The organism is Psychroflexus aestuariivivens, from assembly GCF_004010055.1.
Lineage (GTDB): Bacteria > Bacteroidota > Bacteroidia > Flavobacteriales > Flavobacteriaceae > Psychroflexus > Psychroflexus aestuariivivens.
Genome location: NZ_RQVT01000028.1, coordinates 1 through 2,697 on the forward strand (window position 1 = coordinate 1; position 2,697 = coordinate 2,697).

4 protein-coding genes are annotated in these 2,697 nt (G+C 28.4%); all 4 read left to right on the forward strand.

All coding sequences use genetic code 11. The features are described 5' to 3' along the window. The first annotated feature begins 207 nt into the window (after positions 1–207). Positions 208–453 carry a hypothetical protein gene (locus EIG86_RS06050; RefSeq protein WP_127845271.1) on the forward strand — a complete coding sequence of 82 codons (246 nt, stop codon included), beginning with the start codon at positions 208–210 and terminating at the stop codon, positions 451–453. A 35-nt stretch (positions 454–488) separates the two neighbouring features. Next, entirely contained in the window at positions 489–710 is a 222-nt protein-coding gene (locus EIG86_RS06055) for a hypothetical protein (protein WP_240032184.1), read from the forward strand. Positions 711–1,006: 296 nt separating this feature from the next. Next, positions 1,007–1,306 carry a hypothetical protein gene (locus EIG86_RS06060; RefSeq protein WP_127845273.1) on the forward strand — a complete coding sequence of 100 codons (300 nt, stop codon included), beginning with the start codon at positions 1,007–1,009 and terminating at the stop codon, positions 1,304–1,306. A 17-nt stretch (positions 1,307–1,323) separates the two neighbouring features. Beyond that, positions 1,324–2,571, forward strand: a complete 1,248-nt coding sequence (locus tag EIG86_RS06065; RefSeq protein WP_127845274.1) for a WG repeat-containing protein — start codon at positions 1,324–1,326, stop codon at positions 2,569–2,571. Positions 2,572–2,697: the final 126 nt, after the last annotated feature.

Consider the following 2,697-nt stretch of genomic DNA (forward strand, 5'->3'; position numbering starts at 1 on the left):
TAAATTGATAAATACATAATAAAATACGCTGTACAACACTGCATATCGCTCATTGCGGAGTTTCGGTTGAAATCGTAGGTTTGGGATTTTCTGGGATTAAAATCAAAAATTGAAAAATAATCGCTAATTTTCCCGCAACGAAGCGATATGCGAGAACGTTGGCATTCATTTAAAAACCGACTCAAATTTGAAATAACGAAATAAAATATGGATGAAATTGCTGCTCTGACAATATTTGAAATTATATTTAATTTTATTGGAGCAAGTTTCCGGTGGATTTTTGAAAATCTTTGGAGAATTCTGACAAATAAGCCGAAATTTACTTTCAAACAATATTTAAGTGGAACAAAAAAATCTCATAAATATTACGATGGATTGCTCCATGGAATTAGTAATGTGATAATTGGATTAATTACTACATTTATAATCATTTTATTGATAATAATTTTATAAAATCATATTGGTTGATTCTTATGAAAATTAGCAAATTGAATAGACAAACTATAAAATACGGTTTTTATAGTGGTATTTTCTTCGCAATTGGAATGGCTTTATTCGATTATTTTGATCGAGAAGGCTTTAATTTTTGGAAATTCATTTTTAATCTATTCTTCTTTGGATTTTTTATGGGTTTAGTTTTTAGACCAACTTTTAGAAACAAATTGAATAGAGAGGATAAAACTGAGATGGAAAATAACTCTGAAAATTAAAAAACGAAATGCCAACACTGCATATCGCTCATTGCGGATTTTCGGCTGAAATCGGAGTTTTGGATTTTCTGGGAATAAAATTAATAATTGAAAAATAATTGCTAATTTTCTCGCAACGAGTCGATATGCGAGAACGTTGTAGAGTATATAATTGAAAATCTGATTTTCAAAAAACATGGAAAAGTTCACCTTAAGTTTTAACTTTCAATTCAAAATTCCCGATTGAAAAAAACGCTGAATGGCGGGTTTTGGGCTGATTGACTTTATCGAATACAATTGACAATCCCCAAGTAAATTTGAATCTGAAATCTTATTTGCAAGTTGAAATGCGAGCCTTGACGGAATTTGCCAATCATCGAAAATTAACGGCTGAATTTCGAGCTGATAGGCAAGCTCAAAGTCAGCTGAATATATCGAAAGAGATAGAAAACCCGCGTCTGAATAGAATACACTCTACAACACCGTGTATCTTCAATGGCGAGGTTTGGGAGCTGAAAGTAAAGGTTTGGGATTTTTTTGGTATGTTTACGACTGACAAACGAAAAGCATTGCTTTCTTGGTCGCCACTGAAAGATACACAAATACGTTGGCAGTAAGCAAAAAAATATAACATATGAAATACAATCTATTACACTTATTAATCTTTTTAGTTTCGATAAATTATATTTATTCTCAAGAAAAAATTTCACCAGATTTTGAGAAAACATATTTTATTGGAAAAAAGCCAGAAAAAATTAAAGATAATATTTTTGCAGAAAATTTATTTCGAATGTTGTATTATAAAATACAACCAGAGGAAAAACATAAAATAGGATATTTAGATGAAAAAGGGAAAATTGTAATCAAACAGAAATATAATATGAGTTCCGATTTTTATGGTGATTATGCTAATATCATTAAAGATTCAGTATATGGTTACATAAATAAAAATGGAAATGAAGTATTATTTGAGGATCTTGATAAAGTTTTCTTTTATTATAATGATACAGGGATTGCCAAAAAAAACGGGAAATATGGGTTAATAAATCGGAAAGGTGATTCACTAACGAATTTTAAATATAATATGATATCACTTTTTGATTTTAATAGTTTTAAAGCTAGTACAGATAATGGTAAAGACTTAATATTTGACGAAAACGGAGAAATTATTTTTAATAAAAACTTAGAATTTGATATTAGTAGTAATTCATTTGATTCTGATTCGTTATTTATTTTTAGAAAAAAAATTAACAACCAAAAATTTAAAGGTATCGTTAATATTAAGAATAAAATTATTGTTGACCCTATTTATGAATCAATCTTTAACCTAGAAGATAGAGAGTTTTTTGCTGTAAAAAATGATAATAAATATGGTTTTATAAATAAATCGGGTACTGTAATAATACCTTTAGCATATGATGATATTAAATTCGAAATACGTGAAGATTTAATCGCTGTCAAAATAAATGATAAATGGGGTTATATAAATCGTGAGAATAAGGTTATTATTCCATTTATTTATGATGAAGCTAATACTTTTTCTAATGGCTTAGCCTTTGTTAGAAAAGAAAATAAGTACGGTTGGATAAATAAGAAGAATAAAGTTAAAATAAATTTTTCTCAAGAAAAAACAGGGCTTCCAGTATTTTCTGAGGGTCTTACAGTTTTTAAAAAAGATGAAAAATTTGGGTATATGAATAAAAAAGGAAAAGTTGTGATTCCAGCCAATTATGACTTAGCATTTTATTTCAACAATGGTTTAGCTTATGTTTCCAAAGATGGTAAAGTTGGTTATATTGATAAAAATGGAAATGAAGTGATTCCAATAAAATTCAAACAATTATGGTATGTAAGCGAAAATAGAATTAGATTCGTTAAATAAAGCCTACTGCCAACACTGCATATCGCTCATTGCGGATTCTCTGTTGAAATCGTAGTTTTGGGATTTTCTGGAAGTTAAAATCTAAAATTGAAAAATAATTACTAATTTTCCCGCAACGAGTCGATA

Excerpts from the sequence above, each read along its gene's own strand:
- EIG86_RS06050 (WP_127845271.1), top strand. The coding sequence starts at position 208 with ATGGATGAAATTGCTGCTCTGACAATATTTGAAATTATATTTAATTTT.
- EIG86_RS06065 (WP_127845274.1), top strand. The coding sequence starts at position 1,324 with ATGAAATACAATCTATTACACTTATTAATCTTTTTAGTTTCGATAAAT.